Source organism: Nocardioides aestuarii, assembly GCF_039527245.1.
GTDB lineage: Bacteria > Actinomycetota > Actinomycetes > Propionibacteriales > Nocardioidaceae > Nocardioides > Nocardioides aestuarii.
On record NZ_BAAAJT010000002.1, the window covers coordinates 1606248 to 1625197 of the forward strand.

General features: G+C 74.6%; 11 protein-coding genes. 5 read left to right on the forward strand and 6 right to left on the reverse strand.

Features of this window, described 5'->3' with window-relative positions; translation table 11 throughout:
• Positions 1–41 precede the first annotated feature (41 nt).
• The gene (paaN, locus tag ABD091_RS08195; protein ID WP_343917236.1) at positions 42–1730 is read right to left on the reverse strand and encodes a phenylacetic acid degradation protein PaaN; all 1689 of its coding nucleotides are present in this window, start codon (positions 1728–1730) and stop codon (positions 42–44) included.
• 38 nt (positions 1731–1768) lie between these two features.
• Here paaN and ABD091_RS08200 point away from each other — a divergent pair, with 38 nt between their 5' ends.
• The gene (locus ABD091_RS08200; RefSeq protein WP_343917238.1) at positions 1769–2482 is read left to right on the forward strand and encodes a hypothetical protein; all 714 of its coding nucleotides are present in this window, start codon (positions 1769–1771) and stop codon (positions 2480–2482) included.
• Positions 2483–2485: 3 nt separating this feature from the next.
• Here ABD091_RS08200 and ABD091_RS08205 read toward each other — a convergent pair whose 3' ends face one another.
• Positions 2486–3982: a serine/threonine-protein kinase gene (locus tag ABD091_RS08205; protein ID WP_343920916.1), complete on the reverse strand. Its 1497-nt coding sequence runs from the start codon at positions 3980–3982 to the stop codon at positions 2486–2488.
• Between the two features lie 55 nt (positions 3983–4037).
• Here ABD091_RS08205 and ABD091_RS08210 point away from each other — a divergent pair, with 55 nt between their 5' ends.
• Complete coding sequence (locus ABD091_RS08210) at positions 4038–4613, forward strand: RNA polymerase sigma factor (protein ID WP_343917240.1); 576 nt, start codon at positions 4038–4040, stop codon at positions 4611–4613.
• Between the two features lie 106 nt (positions 4614–4719).
• Positions 4720–6849 carry an MMPL family transporter gene (locus ABD091_RS08215; protein WP_343917242.1) on the forward strand — a complete coding sequence of 710 codons (2130 nt, stop codon included), beginning with the start codon at positions 4720–4722 and terminating at the stop codon, positions 6847–6849.
• Here ABD091_RS08215 and ABD091_RS08220 read toward each other — a convergent pair.
• Entirely contained in the window at positions 6837–10166 is a 3330-nt protein-coding gene (locus ABD091_RS08220) for an ATP-binding protein (protein ID WP_343917244.1), read from the reverse strand. The two genes, ABD091_RS08215 and ABD091_RS08220, sit on opposite strands and share 13 nt — an antisense overlap.
• Positions 10167–10307: 141 nt before the next feature.
• Between ABD091_RS08220 and ABD091_RS08225 the strand changes: the two genes are divergently transcribed.
• Together ABD091_RS08225 and ABD091_RS08230 are read left to right on the forward strand one after the other, a co-directional pair.
• Positions 10308–11735, forward strand: coding sequence for an FAD-binding oxidoreductase (locus tag ABD091_RS08225; protein WP_343917246.1), 1428 nt, complete (start codon positions 10308–10310; stop codon positions 11733–11735).
• A gap of 48 nt (positions 11736–11783) precedes the next feature.
• On the forward strand, positions 11784–13253 hold the full coding sequence (locus tag ABD091_RS08230; protein ID WP_343917248.1) for a M1 family metallopeptidase: 1470 nt from the start codon (positions 11784–11786) through the stop codon (positions 13251–13253).
• A gap of 28 nt (positions 13254–13281) precedes the next feature.
• On the opposite strand, the gene ABD091_RS08235 is transcribed toward ABD091_RS08230, so the two are convergent.
• From ABD091_RS08235 to ABD091_RS08245, 3 genes are all read right to left on the reverse strand, one after another.
• Positions 13282–14628 (reverse strand): hypothetical protein, encoded by a 1347-nt coding sequence (locus tag ABD091_RS08235; protein WP_343917250.1) that lies wholly within the window; start codon positions 14626–14628, stop codon positions 13282–13284.
• Between the two features lie 94 nt (positions 14629–14722).
• Positions 14723–14926: a hypothetical protein gene (locus ABD091_RS08240; protein WP_343917252.1), complete on the reverse strand. Its 204-nt coding sequence runs from the start codon at positions 14924–14926 to the stop codon at positions 14723–14725.
• Positions 14927–15026: 100 nt separating this feature from the next.
• A partial coding sequence (locus ABD091_RS08245; RefSeq protein ID WP_343917254.1) for an nSTAND1 domain-containing NTPase occupies positions 15027–18950 on the reverse strand: 3924 nt, incomplete at its 5' end.

Consider the following 18950-nt stretch of genomic DNA (forward strand, 5'->3'; position numbering starts at 1 on the left):
GATTTCGGGACACGACGACCCTCAGGTCGGGTACGACGCGCTCACACGTGGCGGCGGGACTGGATGATGCGGAAGCGGCTCGCGACGTAGGCGCCGTCGGTGTAGGAGGCGTTGGCGGCGGGGTTGGCGCCGGTGCCGTGGAAGTCGGAGTAGGCGGCCGACTGGTTGACGAAGACGCCGCCGAGCAGGTTCTCGCTCAGCGCGACACCCGCGTCGAGGGCAGCCTCCCGCATGTCGCCGACGACGGCGTCGGAGGTCGAGTAGACCGAGGCGGTCATCGCGCCGTGGCGCTGGACCGTGTCGCGGAAGAGCTCGATCGAGACGTCGGTCGACGAGGTCGAGATCAGGTAGGCGACCGGGCCGAAGCACTCCTGCTCGTAGACGTCGGCGTCCTCACCCGCGTCGAGCCCGATGAGGGTGGGCGTGCGGACCACCGCGTCGGGATAGGCCGGGTGGGTGACCTCGCGGGACGGCACCAGCACCTCGCCGCGCTCGCCCGCGGCGTAGAGCCGCTCCAGCACGCCGCCGTTGACCACGCCGCCGAGCAGCTCGACGGCGCGGGCGTCGTCACCGAGCAGCTTCTCGAACGCCGCACCGATGCCCTCGGCGACCTCGGCGGGCGACTTCACGCCCTCGTCGGTCAGGATCCCGGACGCCGGGAGGTAGACGTTCTGGGGGGCGGTGCACATCTGGCCGGTGTAGAGCGAGAAGGAGAAGGCGAGGTTCTGGCACATCGCCCGGAAGGAGTCGGTCGAGTCGACGACGACGGTGTTGACGCCGGCCTTCTCGGTGAAGACGATCGCCTGGGTCGCGTGCTCCTCGAGCCAGTCGCCGAAGGCGTTGCCGCCGGTGAAGTCGACCAGCCTCACCTCGGGGCGTACGGCGAGCTCGGCGGCCAGCCCGTCGTGGGGCTCCTCCGCCGCGAGGGTGACCAGGTCGGCGTCGAAGCCGGCCTCCGCGAGCACCTCGCGGCAGACCTGGACCGTGATCGCCAGCGGCAGCACCGCGCCGGGGTGGGGCTTCACGACGACCGGGTTGCCGGTCACGAGCGACGCGAACAGGCCGGGCCAGGAGTTCCACGTCGGGAAGGTGTTGCAGCCGACGACCAGCGCGACGCCGCGCGGCACCACGGTGAAGGTCTTCTCCATCACCAGCGGGTGCTTGCCGGGCTTCTCCCAGCGGGCGGTCGCGGGCGTCCGGGTCATCTCGGTGTGGGCGTAGGCGATCGCCTCCAGCGCCCGGTCGAGCGCGTGGGCGCCGCCGGCCTGGAAGGCCATGACGAAGGCCTGGCCGCTCGTGTGCTGGACGGCGTTGGCGAGCTCGAAGACCCGCGCATGGAGCCGGTCGAGGATCTCCAGGCAGACGCCGGTCCGGCCGCCGGGACCGGCGTCGCGCCAGCCCTTCATCCCCCGCTGGGCGGCAGCCATCAGCGCGTCGACGTCGGTCACGCGGGGGTAGCGCACCTCGAGGTCGATGCCGAAGGGCGAGCGCTCGGTCGCGACCGTCCCGGACGCACCCGGGGTCTCCAGCGGGAAGTCGGTCCCCAGCCACGCGTCGTACGCCGCCTTGCCGTCGGCCGCGGCGGTCTCGCCGTAGACACGGGGCGACGGCGACTCGTCGAAGGCGGCGTAGAACTCGCGGGTGGCGCAGGCGGAGACGGCGGCCTCGAGGCGGTCGCGGTGGCGACCGAGCAGGTCGAGGGCGAGCCCGGTGGACGTGACGGTGGTCATACCGCAGATGCAACCACAGGCCGGGATACGCTCGCCCCGTGGGACTGCGCACGCTCGGGTTGCTGCTCGCGCTCGCCCTCGTCGGCGGCGTGGGCGGCTGGGCATGGGCCGAGGGCCGCGACACGTCGGTGACGACGCAGGACGCCCCCACCCCGGTCGGTGCCGCCGATCCCTCCCTGCCCTACACGGCGCCCGAGAAGGTCAAGGAGGACAGCGACCTCCCGCCGCTCGGCGAGGGCATCGCCACCCACGAGGAGAAGATGGGGCCCAAGACCTCCGAGGGACTCATCGTCCCGGTCCCCGACGGCTGGGACCGGGTGGACTACGAGACCGGCATCCAGAGCCGGTGGACCGCTCCGGGCAACCCGCCGGGGTCCTACTTCGTCCGGGTCCACAGCCTCCCCGAGGACGACCGCTCCCTCATCCAGCAGGTCGCCGAGCGCGAGGCGGCGCTCCGGTTCGACGACCGGCTCGCCGACGGGTCGCTGGAGATCCTCGACTCCAGCGGCGACACCCTGACCGCGACCTACGTCCTCGGCGGCTACCGCCAGCTGCAGGTGATCCGCTGGGTCAGCTTCCGCGGCGGCAGCGCCGACGTCGAGATCGCCGCCGTGGGGCGGCTGGTCGACGAGCGCGGGCTCGAGGAGCTGGTGGCACGGATCGCGTCCGGCGTGCGGCGCCAGGCGCCGGCGATCCCCCCGGACGAACGGCCCGAGCCCAGCGAGGCACCGTCGACGACGCCGGCCGGGTGAGCCTCAGAAGCCGGGGGCGCTGACGCCCTCGAGCACGTCGTAGGCCAGGCTGCGCTCGGCGCTGCGCACCTGCACCCACAGGTAGCGGTTGGTCGCCACCTGCCGCACCCGCTCGACGACCACCCCGGGGCAGCCGGTGCTGACCTGGGTGAGCACCGCGTCGTCGCCGACGACGTCGGTGACCGGGTCGAGCGTGGCGTCACACCCGGGGTGACCGGGCAGCTCCTCCGGCATGTCGTCGACGTCGAGGATGCCGAGGAAGACGCCCTGGCCGGCGTCGGTGGACTCCCAGTCACCGCTGGTGCCGGCCGAGAGCGCGGGCAGCGTGGCGTCCTGGTCGGGCGGTGACCACTGCCCGGTGTCGACGGCCGCGCTCCAGGACTCCGGCACGGTCACCTCGAGCGCACCGGTGGAGTCGCGCACGACGACGTCGAGGTCCTGCTCCTGCTGGAGCACGGCGCCGGCAACCGCACCGGCGACCAGCGCGAAGACCGCCGCGGCCGCGACCAGCAGCCGCCTCCGACGGCTGGGTGGGGGCTTCGGTGGCGGCGCCGGGTCCGGAAGGGATCCCCCGGGGGAGAACGAGCTCGGCCGCGGTCCGGGCTGGGTGAGCTGGGGGTCGACCGGCAACCAGGGTCCGGGGAGGGCCTCGCCGTCGGTCCCGAGCTCGGTGGCGAGCGTGGGGCCGAGGGAGCGGCCCAGCGCGTCGACGAACGCCGTCACGTCGGGCCACCGGTCGTCGCGGTCGGCCGCCAGCCCCCGCCGCACCACGTCGGCGACCACGGCGGGATAGCGGCGCGGGCCGTCGTTGAGGTCGGGCGCCGGCCCCGGGTCGGCTGCCTCCTTGAGGGACGAGTAGCGGAACGGCGCGCTGCCGGAGAGCAGCAGGTGGGTGAGGGCCGCGAGCGCGTAGAGATCGGCGCGAGGGTCGAGCGACTCGCCCTGCGCCTGCTCGGGGGCCACGAACGACGGGGTGCCGGCGATCATCGTCAGCCGCGAGGACATGTCGAGCGCCTTGCCGAGGCCGAGGTCGGCCAGCATCGCCCGCACCTGCGGATCGCCGGTGCGCGACTCGACGGTGCGGAACAGGACGTTCGCGGGCTTCACGTCGCGGTGGAGCACACCACGCTCGTGGAGGGCCGTGAGCCCGGCCCCGACCTGCCGCACCACCTCCAGGCCCTGGGCGGTCGAGAGGCCGTCGATCTCCAGCCGGTCGGCGAGCGTCCCCTGGTCGGCGTAGGACATGACGAGGTAGGGCCGGCCGTCGTCGAGCTCGCCTGCGTCGTAGACGCTCACGACGTGCGGCGACTCGACCTTGCGGAGGAAGCGGCCTTCCTCGAGGAACCGCTGGCGGACGTGGTGGTCCTCGGTCCAGTTCTCGGCGAGCACCTTCACCGCGACGGGCGAGTCGAGCTGCTCGTCGTAGGCCAGCCAGACGGTGGCGAAACCTCCGGAGCCGATGCGACGTCGGACGACGTAGCGACCGATCCGAGAGGGCATGGACACGCCTGCATTATGTTCGGACGCACACGTACCACGGGGGAAGGGTCAGCACATGGCGGGTCAGTCGGGGTGGGACCCCACGACACCGGACGAGATCGACGACCTCGCGCGTCGCGCGCAGGACGGCGACCGCGACGCGCTCGAGGCGCTGCTGGGAGCGGTCCGGCCGCGGGCGCTCAACGTCTGCCGCGGCGTCCTCCCCTACTCCGCCGACGCCGAGGACGCCTGCCAGGAGGCGTTGATCAACATCAGCCGCAAGATCGGCTCGTGGCACGGCAACGGCCGGTTCACGACCTGGATGCACGCGGTCGCGGTCAACTCCGCGCGCTCGACCTATCGGCGGCTGAAGAACCAGGCGACGGCCAGCGGCATCGACGTCGCCGAGGTCGACCGGCCCGACCCGCGGACCACGAGCGTCATCGCCGGCACCCGGCTGGACCTGCTCGAGGCCATGGAGAGCCTCGAGCGCGACCATCCCCAGTTCGTCGAGCCGCTGCTGCTGCGCGACGTCTACGGCCTGCCCTACGACGAGATCGCGCGCCTGGTCGAGGCGCCGCTCGGCACCGTGAAGGCGCAGATCCACCACGGCCGCAAGCTGGTCCGGCCGATGCTCCGCGGCCAGGAATGAGCCGGGAGCGAGGCTGACCGCAAGGCGGCTGCAAGTCGGGGCCAAGTGAGGTCCAAGAGGTCCCCGTGACGGTGGGTGCACCAACCCACCCACCGAGGAGATCGACATGGACCGGCTGTTGTACCGCACGGGCCACGCAGCAGCCGCCCACCCGTGGCGCGCGCTGGCCACGTGGCTGACCCTGATGGTGGCGCTGCTCGGCGCCGCCGCTGCCTTCGGGGGTGAGACCCAGGAGGACTGGGACGTCCCCGGGGTCGCCTCGCAGGCCGGCGTCGACCTGCTGCGCGACCACGTCCCCGGCGCCGGCAACGCCTACGCCGACGTCGTCGTCCACGACGAGGACGGCGCGATCGAGGAGTCGGCCCTCACCGGCCTCAGCGACTCGCTGGCCGCCCTGCCGCACGTCGCCACCGTCGCCCCGCCGCAGCTCTCCGAGGACGGCGACACCGCGGTCGTCCACGTCGGCTACGACGTCCCCGTCACCCACGCCGACCTCTTCGAGGACATCAGCCCGCTCCAGGAGGTCGCCGAGCCGCTGCGCGACGCCGGCCTGCAGGTGGAGCTGAGGGGGGCGCTGCCCGACACCGCCGCGGCTCCGATGGCCGGCTACGGGGAGATGATCGGCATCGTCGCCGCCCTGCTGATCCTGGTCCTCGCCTTCGGTTCGGTCGTCTCGGCCGGGTTGCCGGTCGCGGTGGCCGTCGGCGGGCTGGTGCTCGCCTCGGGCGGGCTCGCCCTGCTCGCCGCGGTCATGGACGTCAGCCCGTCGGCCCCGATGGTCGCGACCATGGTCGGCCTCGGCGTCGGCATCGACTACGCCCTGCTGATGGTCGTGCGCCACACCGAGTTCCTCCGCGCCGGCTTCGACCCCGTCGAGGCCGCGGCGCGGGCGACCGCCACCGCCGGCCGCTCGGTCGTCTTCGCGGCCACGACCGTCCTGGTCTCGCTGATGGGCCTGCGGCTCGCGAACCTCGCGACCTACTCGGCCTTCGGCTACGCCACCGCGATCGCCGTGCTCTGTGTGATGGTCTCGGCGCTGGTGCTGGTCCCGGCACTGTGCCGGCTGGCCGGGCGCAAGGTGCTGCCGCGCCGGGTACGCCGCGGCCGGGTGCGCGACACCACGCCGCTGACCGCCCGCTGGGCCCGCGTGGTCACGCGCCGCCCGGCGCCGTGGGCGATCGCCGCGGCCACCCTGATGGTGCTGATCGCCCTCCCGGTGGTCGACATGCGGACCTGGCCGCAGGACGCCGGCGCCCAGAGCACCGAGCTCACCACCCGTCGGGCCCACGACCTGGTCACCGAGGAGTTCGGCCCCGGCGCCGCCACCGACCTGGTGGTCGTCGCCGACCTGAGCCGGGTCGACGCCGGCGAGCTCGCCGGCATCGAGCGGTCGCTGCGGGCCGAGGACGACCTGGTGGCGGTGACTCCTCCGATGGAGTCGCCCGACGGCGCCGTTGCCGTGATCGACCTGACCCCGGCGTACGGCGCGACGGACGAGCGGGTGCCCGGCCTCGTGGACACGATCCGGGCCGAGCTGCCGGAGGGCGCTGAGCTGACCGGTGACCTGGCCTTCTTCGACGACATCGCCGACATGCTGGCCGACCGGCTGGTCGTGGTGGTGCTCTTCGTGGTCCTGGTCTCGGTCGCGCTGCTGATGCTCGTCTTCCGCTCGATCGCCGTGCCGGTCAAGGCAGCCCTGATGAACGTGCTGTCGGTCAGCGCCGCCTACGGCGCGATGACCGCGGTCTTCCAGTGGGGCTGGGGCGCGGACCTGCTCGGCCTGGACTCGACGTTCCCGGTGTCGAGCTGGGTGCCGATCCTGATCTTCGCAATCCTCTTCGGCCTGTCGATGGACTACGAGGTGTTCCTGCTCTCGCGGATCCGTGAGAACTGGCTGGCCGGGCAGGAGCCGCGGGACGCGATCGTGCGGGGCCTGTCCGACACCGGTCGAGTGATCTCGGCAGCCGCCGCGATCATGGTCGCCGTGTTCCTCGGCTTCGCCACGGAGACCGACGTGATCGTGAAGCAGATCGGCCTGGGGATGGCCGTCGCCGTCGTCCTCGACGCCACGGTCGTCCGGATGGTCCTGGTGCCGGCGACGATGACGATGCTCGGCCGCTGGAACTGGTGGCTGCCGGCCTGGCTCGACCGGGTGCTGCCGCACCTCGACGTCGAGGGACGGTCCGGGGAGACGGCACCGGCCGGCGAGGAGGACCGCGTGCTTCAGAACGCGTAGCGGCGGCGGATCCCCGTGAACCACTCGGCGAACACGGGGATCCGCCAGTCGGCAGCCAGCGCCTCGGCCGCCGTCGCGTGCTCGCGAGCAGCCTCCTGCTCGCCCATCGCGGCGGCGGCCATCGCCAGGTAGCCGTGAGCCGGTCCGGACGAGACACCACTGCCCGCACCGACGCAACCGTCGGCATAGGGCAGCAGGCGCGCGTAGGCGTCGGCGGCCAGCGCCGGGTCGTCCATCATCAGCCCGACCGCGCACCCCGTCGCCCAGTTGAACAGGGAGTACCAGTCCCGAGGGCGCATGTCGGAGCCGACCCTCGCCAAGGACTGTCGCGCCAGCTCCTCCTCGCCGTTGACCCACAGGCACATCGCGAGGGCGGGGCCGGCCGGCATCGGGATCCCGACCGACAGCTTCACCAGCTCCGGCACCGGCATCGGGAACCGGTGGAGCCAGAGCGCGACGGCCACGATCGCGGCCATGCGGCCGTCCTCGAGGTGGGGCAGCGAGGCCAGGGCGAGGGCGCTCTCGAAGGCCGCGAAGCTCTGCATCGCCCTCTCGACCTCGCCCTGCATGAGCAACCAGGGGCCGGCGAGCCCCTCGAGGACGAACTGGGCGTAGGTGAGCCGCAGCTCGGCGGCGAGCACCGAGGCTCGGGCGTGCGCCTCCCACATCAGCCGCGGGTCCCCGGCCTCGCTCGCCGTGATCGCCAGATGGGTCAGGGCGTGCACGAGGGAGTGGAGGTCGTCGCGCTCCTCGAACGTGGTGGCGGCCTCCGACGCGAGGGAGAGCCGGTCGTGCACCGTGGCCGGCTCCCACGCGGCGATGCAGGCGATCAGCCGGACGTGGGCCAGCAGCAGCGGGTCACCGATCCGCTCGGCCATCGGCAGCGCCTCGTCGACGAGGGCACGCCGCTGCTCGGGCTCGAGGACGTGGTAGGCCTCGCACGCGAGGACCATCAGCGTCCGGCAGCGGGCGTCCGAGTCCCCGGGCGGGAGCACGTCGAGGCACTCCCGCAGGGCCGCCACGATCTCCTCGTCCACCTCGCCGTAGCGGGTCGGCTGCCAGAGCGCGCCCTGCGTCGTCGACCAGGCGGCGCGGGCGACCAGCTCCGGATCGCCGATGCGGCGGGCGGAGGCCAGCGCCTCGTGGGCCACCGCGGTCAGCGCCGTCCAGTCGGCGGCACGCCGGAGCGAGTCGGCACGTCGCATGAGGAGCTCGAACCGGTCGTCCTCCTCTCGGGCGGGGTCGTCGGCCCACCGGGCCAGCGCCTGGGCGTAGAGGACGTCGGCCTCGACGTGGGCGTGCAGCGACGCGGCCTCGTCGCCCGCGTCGCGCGCGGCCCGCCACGCCCGGTCGGCGTAGGCCGGCCCGGCGTCGAGCCAGTGGCGCGCCTCCTCCGACCGACGACCCGGGAGGTCGGCCAGCGCACCGGCGACGCGGGCGTGGAGCCGGGCACGACGGCTGGGCGAGAGCTGGGCGACCAGGGTGTCGCGGACCAGCGCGTGGTCGAAGGAGAAGCGGTCGACGCCGTCCTCGCGCAGCAGCCCGACGGCCAGGGCGGGATCGAGCAGGTCGAGCAGCTCCTCCTCGTCGGCCTCGGCGGCGCCGGCCAGCACGCCGAGCTCGAACTGCCGACCGACGACCGACCCGAGGAGCAGTGCTCGGCGGCTGTCGTCCGGCAGTCGCTCGAGCCGACGCCCGACGATCTCCTGCACCGCGGTCGGCGGGTCGGGGTCGTCGACGACCCGCGCGAGGTCGTCGCCGCGGCCGACGAGCCGGGAGTACTCGACGAGGAAGAACGGGTTGCCGTTGGTGCGCTCCTGGAGCGCGGAGACCTCGGCCGCGGACGGCCGTCGCGACGTGACCGCGGTGACCACCGCCTCGGTCGAGCCGGGGTCGAGCCCCTGGAGGACGATCCGGTCGGCGTGGCGGCGTACGAGCGCCTCGACGACGTCGGCGAGGTCACCGGCCGGGGCGGGCCGGTCGCGCCAGGTCCCGACGACGAGCACGGGTTCGGAGGTGGCCGACTCGACCAGCAGCCGCAGGACGCGCAACGTCGCGGTGTCGGCCCAGTGGAGGTCGTCGAGCACCACCACGAGCGGGCCGTCGGCCGTCGCGTCGAGCACCGTCCGGACGACCTCCTCGCGCAGCCGGAAGTCGGCCGCCTCGGCGCTGCCGCCGCTCGGCAGCGCGGCGCCGAGGTCGGCGAGCACCGCGGCCCACGGGTAGAGCGGCGGGGCGCCGTCGTCCTGGGAGCAGCGGCCGACGACGACCCGGGCGCCCCGGCGCCGTGCCTCGGCGGTCAGCTCCGCGCACAACCGGCTCTTGCCGATCCCGGGTTCGCCGGTGACCCCGGCGAAGGCGGGTGAGCCGGCGACCGCCCGGGACAGCAGCGCGCGCAGGCCGGCGAGCTCGCCGTCGCGGCCGAGCATCGGCCAGTCCTGGCCGGGCACCACCGGGTCGGCGGTCTCGGCGCGGAGCGGCTCGACCGCCTCGGGGGCCGGTGCCGACCCGGCCGCCGGGGCCGACCACGCCAGCGCCGGGTCCTGCTGGAGCACCCGGGTCTGCAGGTCGGCGAGCTCGGGACCGGGGTCGAGGCCGAGCTCGTCGGCCAGCAGGTCACGGACCTCGCGCAGCACCTCGAGCGCGTCGGCCTGGCGACCGGCCCGCACCAGCGCCAGCGCCCTCAGTGCCCAGAGCCGCTCGCGCAACGGGTGGGCAGCCGTGAGCGCCTCGAGCTGGGCGGCGGCGGTGCCGTGGTCGCCGAGCGCGAGCCGGGCGGCGGCCCGGTCCTCCTCCGCGACCAGCCGCAGCTCCTCGAGCCGCGCCCGCTCCGCCTCCGCCACCGCGGCGTCACCGAGCTCGACGTACGGCGTCCCGCGCCAGAGACCCACGGCCCGGTCGAGGTCGGCGACGACGGCGTCGAGCTCCGCAGCGGACGCGGAGGGGGGTCCTAGGAGCGGCCCCGCGACGACCCGGTGGGCGGTCGCGACCGCCGCGGCGAACGCGGCGGCGTCGACGTCGCCGGGAAGCCGGAGGGCGTAGCCGGGCGCGACCGTCACGAGGACGCGTGCGGATCCCCGGCGGGCGCGGTCGGGCTCGAGCACCTTGCGCAGCCCGGAGACGTAGGCCTGGAGGCTGGTCATCGCGCCGGGCGTCGGCGAGTCGCCCCAGAGCAGGTCGAGCAGGGTGTCGACCGGGACCGCGCGACCCTCGGCGAGCGCGAGCGCCGCCAGCAGGGCGCGCGGCTTCGGGCCGCCGACGTCGAGGGCCTCCCCGTCGCGGCGCACCTCCACCGGGCCGAGGACCGCCAGCTGCACGGCCAGAGCATAGGTCCGCCGAGGCCCGTCCGGGGAGAGGTCAAGTCAACGTCAAGCGGTCCTCAAGCCTCGTGACCGACCGTGGCTCCACGCCCACCGGCGTCCCGACCACACCTGGACATCCTCAGAGGAGAACCCGTCATGACCACACCCGTCCTGGGTACCCGTCCCGTCACCCACGAGCCGCTCGCACCGCTGCGCGAGCTGTGCGGCGGCGACGTCCACCTGCCCGGCGACCCCGGCTACGACGCCGCTCGCAGCCCGTGGGCGGTCGCCGTCGACCAACGACCGGCCGCCGTGGCCTTCCCCCGTACGCCGACGGACGTGGCCGCCGTCGTCCGCTGCGCCGCCGAGCTCGGGCTGCGCGTCGCGCCCCAGTCGACCGGCCACAACGCCGGCCCGCTCGCGGGCCAGGGGCTCGACGACGTCGTCCTGCTCCAGACCCGCCACCTCGACGAGGTCAGCGTCGACCTCGAGCGCGGGATCGTCCGCGTCGGCGGGGGCGTGACCTGGGAGCCCGTGGTGGCGGCCGCGGCCGCCGTCGGCCGCAGCGTCCTCCACGGCTCCTCGCCCGACGTGGGCGTCGTCGGCTACACCCTCGGCGGCGGCATGGGCTGGTATGCCCGCCAGCACGGCCTCTCGGCCCACCACGTCGTCGCCGTCGAGCTCGTCGACGCCCGCGGTGAGCTGGTCCGCGCCGACGCCGACCACCACCCCGAGCTGTTCTGGGCGGTCCGCGGCGGGGGCGGGAGCTTCGGCGTCGTCACCGCGCTGGAGCTGCGGCTGCTCGACCACCACACGGCGTTCGGCGGGATGATGGTGTGGGACCTGACCCGCGCCCCCGAGGTGCTGCCCGCCTGGGCGGCCTGGGCCGAGACGGCGCCCGACTGCGTCACCACGTCGCTGAGGCTCTTCCGGCTGCCGCCGATGCCCGAGCTGCCCGACTTCCTGCGGGGTCGCGAGCTCGTCGTCGTCGACGGCGCCGTCCTCGGCACCGACGAGGACGCAGAGGCGGTGCTGGCGCCGCTGCGGGCGCTCGAGCCGGAGATCGACACCTTCGCCCGCGTCCCCGCAGCCGCGCTCGTCCGGATCCACATGGACCCTGAGGGTCCGACCCCGGCGGCGTCCGGGACGCTCACCCTGGCCGAGCTCCCGACCGACGCCATGGAGCGGATGCTCGACCTCGTCGGGCCCGGCCGGACCAGCCCGCTGCTGCTGGCCGAGCTCCGCCAGCTCGGCGGCGCGGTCGGCCGGCCCCACCCCGACGCCGGGGTGCTCACCCACCTCGACGGTGCCTTCCTGCTGTTCGCGGTCGGCATCGCCGCCACCCCCGAGATGGGCGCGGCCGCCCACGCGGCGGCCGCCGAGCTCGTGGCCGCGATGGCGCCCTGGGGCAGCGACCGGACCTACCTCAACTTCGAGGAGGAGCCGACCGACGCCCGCCGCGGCTACCCGGCCGGGGCGTGGGAGGTGCTCCAGGGCGTGCGGTCGGCCGTCGACCCCGACGGCCGCTTCGTCGGCAACCACCCGGTGCCGCGGCTCCACGAGGAGCAGCACCGGGACGGCTGAGCCGACCTACACTCGGCGGCACCCGTCGCCGACCGAGGAGCAGAGCCCATGACCGTGCGCCCCCTGGTTGCGCTCGTCGTCACGGCCCTGCTCCTCGGCGGCTGCTCGGGGACGGAGGAGCCCGCGGACCCGCCCGACTCCGCGAACACCGAGGCCGCTCCCTCGGCGAGCAGGACCCCCGACCCGGCCGACGACCCGGCGTACGATCCGGGGCTCAGCGACCCGGTCGAGGACCGGGTCTATCCCCGGGTCGGCGATCCGGGGATCGACGCCCTCCACTACGACCTCGAGCTGACGTGGGACCCGGACGCCCGCGACCTCGACGCCACCGAGGCGCTGACCTTCCGCGCGACGCAGGACGCCGACCTCGTGCGGCTCGACCTGTCGCCGGAGCTGACGGTGGGCCAGCCCCGGATCGACGGCGAGCCCGTCGAGTTCGACCGGCGGGGCAAGGACCTCGTCCTCCGCACCGACGTCGTGGCCGACGAGCGCTACACGCTGACGCTGGACTACGTCGGGACGCCGGCACCGGTGAGGGCGCCCACGACCCGCGCCGACGTGCCGGCGCTGGGCTGGACGACGACCGGCGACGGCTCGGTGTGGACGATGCAGGAGCCCTTCGGCGCCTACACGTGGTACGCCGTGAACGACCAGCCGTCCGACAAGGCGCTCTACGACGTCACGCTGTCGGTGCCCGACCCGATGGTCGGGGTCAGCAACGGCGAGCTGGTCTCCCGGAACAGCGAGGGCGGCACGACGACGACCGAGTGGCGGCTCGCCGAGCCGGCGGCGTCCTACCTGATGACCGTCGCGTTCGGCGACTACGCCACCGACGAGGTGACCTCGGCCAGCGGCATCCCGATCAGCCTGTGGCTGCCGAAGCCGATCGCGGGGCAGCGCATGGACCAGCTGCGGCGCGACGCGGTCGACGCCGTCGACTGGACCGAGGACCTGCTCGGCGACTACCCGTTCGACACCCTCGGCTTCCTCTACGTCGACTCCACCAGCGGCATGGAGACCCAGACGATGATCACCCTCGGCACCACCGACTACACCTTCTCGATGCCCGTCCTCGTCCACGAGGTCGTCCACCAGTGGTGGGGCGACCAGGTCACCCCGCGCGACTGGCGCGACGTCTGGATGAACGAGGGCATGACGATGTACCTCCAGGCGATGTGGGAGTCCGAGAACGGCGGCCTCGCGCTCGACGAGCGGATGGACCAGTGGGCGGCCGGGGGCCAGGCGCTGCGCGACGAGACCGGCCCGCCGGCGGCGTACGACGCGGCGAAGTTCGCCGAGCCCAACGTCTACTACCTGCCCGCGGTCATGTGGCACGACGTCCGCGGCGAGATCGGCGACCGGACGTTCTTCCGGCTGATGAAGGAGTGGCCGGCGAGCCGCGACAACGGCAACGCCGACTACGACGAGATCGTCGCGTGGTGGTCGGACGAGTCCGGCACCGACCTGGCGCCGCTCTTCCGCGCCCACCTGCTGGGTAGGACCCAGCCGGCCGCCTGAGCGACCGGCTGGGTCGACCTGCCTCCCCCTAGTCGAGGGCTGTCCGCTTCCAGTCGCGGAGCAGCGAGCCGGGATCGCGACGGCCGTCGGCGGGCAGCTCGTGGCTGGTCGTGACCTCGCGACCGCACGCGCTGGCGTTGACGTAGACCGTCGGGGCGAAGACCAGTCGGCGGCCGTCGAACCCGACGTGGGTGGTGGTGCCGGCCCGGTCGGTCTCGCTGTCGACGGCGTGCCCGGCTCCCGCCACCCAGGTGCGCCACCCGAGGTCGCGGCGGTCGCCGTAGACCGACGGCAGCACGCGGATCCGGCCCTCACCGGTCTCCGGCGCCCACCAGAAGGTGTGGTCGACGTAGCCGTGCCGGGCGAAGCGGCTCTCCGAACGCCGGTTGGCGAGCCCTGTCAGGTGGCCGGCCGCGTCGCCCCCGTAGGCCTCGGAGTAGTCGCCTCCCGGCAGCAGGCCGAGACCGATGTTGGTCTCCGGGTCCGGCCAGTAGCCGGCCTCGACGTGCGACGTCTCCGGGGTGTCGCCGACGGCGATCGCACCGCCGATGCCGCCGTCGTCCTCGATCACCCGGGGGAAGCCCTCGATGCCGTAGGGCGTCGGCAGCACGGTGCGGCTGCCGTCGGCCTCCCACACCGAGGGCTGCCAGATCGTCCAGAACTGCTCCTCGGGATAGAAGAACTCGTCGGCGTAGTAGCCGACCCGCTGCCCGAGGTTGTTGATCCCGAAGGCGCCGGACTCGAGGTAGTCGACCGGGTGGGTCAGGAACTCCATCTGCGCCCCGGGGTCGTCGAAGCCGACGGCGTCGGTGCCGGGCTCGGTCTCCCCGTCGTCGTTGCGCACGGCCGTGCCCGCTCCGGCGCCGGCGTCGTCGATGCGACGGATCCAGGTGAAGCCGTGGTCCTCACCACGCGGGCCGGAGTCGACGTCGTACCACTGGAGGTCGCCGGTCGCGAGGTCCATGACCCAGCTCCGGGCGATGCTGCCGTCCCGGCTCTCGGCCGTCCCGTTGACCATCCCCGACTCGGTGAGCTCGAGGGCGACGACGTAGGCGTAGCGCTTCGCGCGGGGCCCGATCATCTGCGGTTCCGCCCTCAGCCCGGACCACAGGAAGGCGCGCTGCCGCTCGCGGTCGCGTGGCCCGGTGAAGCCGTTGCCGTAGTAGAGGACCTGGTCCCCGACCCGCTCGAGGTCGATGATGCTGCCGTCGCGGAAGCCGGCGGCCTGCTTCATCCGGACGACCCGGCACTCGCCGGGCACCAGGCCCGAGGCCGAGGCCGCGCCGCTGGCCGGTGGCGCGGTGACCGTCAGGCCCGCCGCTGCCACGGCAAGGGCCGCGAGGCCCCCGATCGATGCTGTGCTGCGAGAGTCCACTGCTCCACTCCTTCCCCCGGGGCAGCGGGTGCCGCCCGGTGCCAGCAGCCTCGGCAGCGCCGGTCGCGACCCGGTCGCAGCGCGGTCGCAGCGCTCAGCGGGCGAGCCGGCCGTGGAGCCAGAGCCACGCCACCGACGGTCCCGTCGCGTGGCGGCGCCGATCGCCTGCCGGCGTCTCGGCCGGTCGTCCTGCGCGCCGCGCCTCCCGCAGCAGCCGCTGCTGCTCGGCGGCGGCGGCGGCCGCCTCCTGACGGATCCGGGCCGCCTGGGCGGCGTACTCGATCGCGATGATGTCCATGGTGTCCCCCTCGGAACGGGCAGCGGGTGCTGCCTCTGACCTCAGGCTGGGTGGGACCGGTCGCAATTCGACCGCGGACCGGTGTCGACCCGGTGTCAGCTCAGTCGCAGGTCGGTCGTGCGGGCAGGCCCGGGCGGAGCACCGCGTTCTCGTCGGCCGTCAGGTCGCGGTGGGCCGCCTGGCAGGCGGCGTCGACCCAGGCCGCGGGCCGGACGTCGACCTCCATCCACGGGCCGGCCTGGTAGTCGACCCGCAGCGTGGTCGAGTCGTCGTCGAAGCCCAGCAGGCCCCACCCCCGGTCGTCGAGCACCGGCTCGCCGTAGGGGCGCCACGTCGCGGTGTCCCAGAGCACCACGTCACCGTCGGTGCCCAGCGTCGCCGCCGTACGCCCGTCCGGGCTGATCTCCACGTCGAGGACGAACCCGCCCACGATCAGCCGGCGCGGCACCCGGGGCTCGAGCGTCTCGGGGTCCAGCACGTAGCGCCAGCCGGACAGGGAGCCCACGAGGAGGTCCTCGCCGTCGGGGGTGAACGCGGCCGAGATCGGCTCGTCCGCGTCGGCGCTCCACAGCGGCTCGTCGGCCACCACCTCGCCCGTGGTGGGGTCGCGCACCACCACGCGTTCCCCCCTCACGAGGACGACTCGGCGCCCGTCGGGCGAGAACTCCACGGTCGCGACGCCGTCAGCCATCACGGCGCCCGGCTCGAGCTCCACCGGTCCGTGCACGACCGTCCAGGTGTCGGTGTCCACCACCGCCGCGCCCTCCTCGGACTGCACCACGACCGTCGACCCGTCGGGCGAGCTGCCCACCCCGCGCACCGGCCACGGCAGCTCGACCGACCCGACCACCTGGCGTGATCCGGTGTCCCAGGCGAGCAGATGGCCGCGGTCGGTGACCGGCTCGATCTGCGGCGTGAAGATCTCGATGCCGGCCAGGACGGTGCTCCCGTCGGCGAGGAGGTCCGTGGCGGCGGCCTGGCAGAGGCAGTCGCCCAGCCCCGTCATCGGCAGCGGCCGGCCCCGGTCGTCGCCGGGGCGGAGCAGGTAGGCGCGGTTGACCCGGTCGGCCTGCGCGTCGGTCCACACCGCGAGGTCGCCCGACTCCTCCCCGGCGTTGGGCTCCCCCCGGCTCGGGACCGCGGAGACCACGCCCCGGCCGCCGGTGGTGTCGAAGGCCACGGCCGAGCCGTCCCGTCCCGCCGTCCACAGCACCTCGCCCTGCTCCCCCGTCCACGCCAGCGCCATCACCGCTCCGCTGTGGCCGAGCATGACCTGCTGCGGGGCCAGCGTCCGGCCGTCGCGCAGCTGGAGCTCCTCGCCCACGCCGAGCGCGACGGTCCGGCCGTCCGGGGAGAAGGTCGCGCTCTGCACGAAACCTTCGATCGGCCAGGTGCGCGACACCGGCCGCAGCGTCCTCCCGTCGAGGAGCCGGACCGAGATGCCCACCGTGGTCTCGCGCATCTCCAGGGCGCGCCTGCCGTCCGGTGAGACCGCCGCGATCCAGGCTGCGGTCCGGCCGACCTCACGGCCGCCACGGTCGAGGTCGATCACCGTCGTCGGCCCGAACTCGCCGTCGCCGTTCACGCTGACCCACCCGTCAGGCCACACGACCAGCCCGAAGGGGCTGTCCGCGGGACCGGGCCAGCGCAACGAGTCGACGACCCGGAGCTGCTCGTCCAGCACGAGGGCATGGGTGTCGTTGCCGATCACGAACCGGTCGTGCGTCGTCCAGCCGCTCCCGAAGCCGAGGTAGGGCGGGGCGCCCCGGGCGAAGAACCGGCGGTATCCCTGCGGACCCAGCCGGTCGACCTCGCTGCCGTCCGCGGGGTCGAGGGCCACCACCTCGTCGTAGCCGTCGGCGAAGACGACGACGTTGACCTGCCGGCCGTCGGGGGACGGCGAGATGCTCGCCGCCTGGCCGGCCAGCTCCGCGCGCCACCGCACGTCGCCGGTGGCCGAGTCGAGCGCCCACATGACGCCGCCGTTCTCGCTGACGTAGACGGTCCGGCCGTCCGGGCTCACGGCGTTCCGCAGGAACCGGTCGGGGGTGCGGAACCGGGTCACGACGTCGGGTTGCCGCGCCAGCAGGGTCAGCAGCGCGCCGTAGGTCTCCGGGCTCTGCTCCAGGCGCGTCGCCTCGACGGCCGTGAGGAGCGCGAGGTCGGGGTACTCCACGTTCAGGGCGCTGGCGGCCAGGCGCTTGGCGTCGGCGGCCACGGCGGCCTGCTCGGCTTCCTCGGCAGCCGCGTCGGCCCGGTCGCGGGCGACCAGCGCGACGACGCCGGCGAGCGCGGCGACGAGCAGCAGGACGACCGCCCCGGCCAGCAGCCCGCGCAGGCGCCGGTTGCGGCGCACCTCGGTCGCGGCCCGCTCCTCGACCTCCCGTCGCTCCGCGTCGGCCGCCGCGGCGCCGGCGTCGAGGAACTCCCGCTCCGTCGCCGTGACCTCCTCGGGTCGCAGCGCCGCGACCTCGATCCCGGCCTCGAGCCGGGCGCCCCGCCACAGCAGAGCTGGCTCGCGTCCCTCCTCGGCCCAGTCGCCGGCGGCCACGGCGAGCCGCCGCTGGACAGCCCTCCCGGCGGCGTCCTCGGCGAGCCAGCCACGCAGCCGCGGCCACTCGCGGAAGAGCGCCTCGTGGGCGACCTCGACGTGGCCGTCGGACAGGGTCAGCAGCCGGGCGTCGGCGAGCCGCTCGACCACGCCGTCCCTCGTCGCGGGGAGCGCGCCGAGCTCGGCGAGCGACACGCGCCGGCGGGCCACGGCGACACCCTCGCCCGGCCCGGCCAGCCGCAGCAGCACGGCCCGTGCCGCCTCCTGGTCCTCCTCCGACAGCTCACCCCACGCCTGCTCGGCGAGGTGGCCGATCGCGCCGCTCAGCCCGCCGCTGCCGACGTAGCCGGCGAACGTCAGCCGGTCGCCCTCGCGCGCCTCCCACAGCTGGGCCAGCGAGGTGGAGAGCAGCGGCAGCAGCCCGGGCTCGGCGCCCGCGTCCTCGACGACCGCGTCGACGAGGCCGACGTCGAGGCGGAGACCGGCCCGTCGCGCGGGACGCTCCACGACGCGGCGCACGTCGTCGGTGCTCGGTGCACCGACGAGGACGGCGTGGTCGTTGACCTGCGCGGTCATCGCGGCGTGGCCGGCGAGCCGGTCGAGGAAGTCGGCGCGCAGCGCGATCACCAGCGTGACGCCCGACCCGGGATCGGAGGCGACCTCGACCAGGGTGTCGAGGAACGCCTCGCGCTCCCCTTCGTCGTCGCAGACGGTCCAGAGCTCCTCAGCCTGGTCGACGACCAGCACCGTGCGGTCGCCGGGCTCGCCGTCGCGCACGAGGCTCTCGAGGATCGCGCCGCGGTCGGGCCGTCGCGCGCCGAGCACCCGCTGCGCCAGCTCGCGCATCGGGTGGGGGCCGGGTCGCAGCACGAGGTGGGTCCACCCGGAGCTGCCGGGCAGGGCGTCGTCGGCCAGCGCGGCCAGCAGGCCGGCCCGGACGAGCGACGACTTGCCGCTGCCGGAGGCGCCGACGACCGCGAGGAAGGAGGGTCCCGACACCCGCGCGACGAGCTCGGCGACCAGCCGCTCGCGGCCGGCGAACCACGCCCCGTCCGCGACGTCGTACGCCGCCAGCCCGGGCCAGGGGCAGCGGGACCCGTCGGACTGGGGACCCTGTTCCCCCTGCAGGTCGAGGACCCCCTCGGCCAAGCGGCGTCGGGCCTCGTGGGCCCGTGCCGCGGACTCGTCGAGCTCAGCCGCCGCGACCCGCACCGAGGCCCGCGCGGCCTCGCGCTGCCACGACCGGGCAGCCGCGTGCGCCCGGCCCGGCCAGCCACCGGACCGCTCCCGGACCGTGGCTGCGGCGTCGTCGAGGTCGACCTCGCCCACGTGGCCGGAGACCAGCTCCCGCAGCGCGGCGGCGTCGAGCGGTCCGAGGTCGACGACGGTGCCGGGCGCCTCCTCGTCGGGGCCAGCGAGCTGGAGCTCGAGCCCGGGTCCCGCGCGGCCGGGGGACGCACCGCGGCCGCGCAC

Excerpts from the sequence above, each read along its gene's own strand:
- ABD091_RS08240 (WP_343917252.1), bottom strand. The coding sequence starts at position 14,926 with ATGGACATCATCGCGATCGAGTACGCCGCCCAGGCGGCCCGGATCCGT.
- ABD091_RS08225 (WP_343917246.1), top strand. The coding sequence starts at position 10,308 with ATGACCACACCCGTCCTGGGTACCCGTCCCGTCACCCACGAGCCGCTC.
- ABD091_RS08210 (WP_343917240.1), top strand. The coding sequence starts at position 4,038 with ATGGCGGGTCAGTCGGGGTGGGACCCCACGACACCGGACGAGATCGAC.
- paaN (WP_343917236.1), bottom strand. The coding sequence starts at position 1,730 with ATGACCACCGTCACGTCCACCGGGCTCGCCCTCGACCTGCTCGGTCGC.
- ABD091_RS08215 (WP_343917242.1), top strand. The coding sequence starts at position 4,720 with ATGGACCGGCTGTTGTACCGCACGGGCCACGCAGCAGCCGCCCACCCG.
- ABD091_RS08205 (WP_343920916.1), bottom strand. The coding sequence starts at position 3,982 with ATGCCCTCTCGGATCGGTCGCTACGTCGTCCGACGTCGCATCGGCTCC.
- ABD091_RS08230 (WP_343917248.1), top strand. The coding sequence starts at position 11,784 with ATGACCGTGCGCCCCCTGGTTGCGCTCGTCGTCACGGCCCTGCTCCTC.